General features: G+C 75.6%; 2 pseudogenes. Both read right to left on the reverse strand.

What is annotated here, in order from left to right:
- Nucleotides 1-310 (reverse strand): annotated as a pseudogene (locus tag ESO86_RS17915) (hypothetical protein); the annotation flags it as partial.
- 123 nt (nt 311-433) lie between these two features.
- Nucleotides 434-783: pseudogene (locus ESO86_RS17920) on the reverse strand (Asp-tRNA(Asn)/Glu-tRNA(Gln) amidotransferase subunit GatB); the annotation flags it as partial.

Below are 783 nucleotides of genomic sequence, written 5' to 3' on the forward strand. Positions count from 1 at the left end.
CCGGCTGCCGCAGCTCCTGCCGCGTCGCGGCGCGCGCGAGCGCGCCGGGGTCGTCGGAGACCAGCCGCTCCCCCGCCGGCGCCTGCTCGGCGAGCGACCGGTACACCTGCTGTCGCTGCTCGGGCGTGAGCTTCGAGAACGCCTCGGCGTGCACCGCCTCGATCGACTCGGGCGGCGCCGTGCGCAGCAGGTAGCGGTACCGCTCGATCGCGAGCTCGTCCTCGCTGAGGCGCCGCGCCTGGGGCACGGGCGGGGCAGGGCGGGCGGAGCGGTCGTCGCCGCCGCCGAAGAGTCGGTCCAGGAATCCCATGGTGTCCTCGCAAGTGGTTCGGGGAGGTTCAGGCTACTGACGCCCGCCAAGAGCGGGCTGGGAGACGCCGACGGATGCCGCGGTGCGTCCACGCGAGCCGCGGCATCCGTCGGCGGGGTCGACCTAGCTGTCGGCGGCCGCGCGCTCGAGCACGAGCTCGCGCACGCGCGCCGCGTCGGCCTTGCCCTGCATGGCCTTCATGACCGCGCCGATGACCGCCCCCGCGGCCTGCACCTTGCCGTCGCGGATCTTGGCGAGCACGTCGGGCTGGGCGGCGAGCGCCTCGTTGATCGCGGCGATGAGCGCGCCGTCGTCGGAGACGACCGCGAGGCCTCGAGCGTCGACGATCTCGCGCGGCGACCCCTCGCCGGCGACGACGCCCTCGAGCACCTGGCGGGCGAGGCGGTCGGTGAGCGTGCCCTCCTCGCCCTCGAGCACCTGGCGGGCGAGGCGGTCGGTGAGCGTGCCCTCCT

Origin of the sequence: Agromyces binzhouensis, from assembly GCF_004135055.1 — a bacterium.
In the GTDB taxonomy this organism is placed as follows: Bacteria; Actinomycetota; Actinomycetes; order Actinomycetales; family Microbacteriaceae; genus Agromyces; species Agromyces binzhouensis.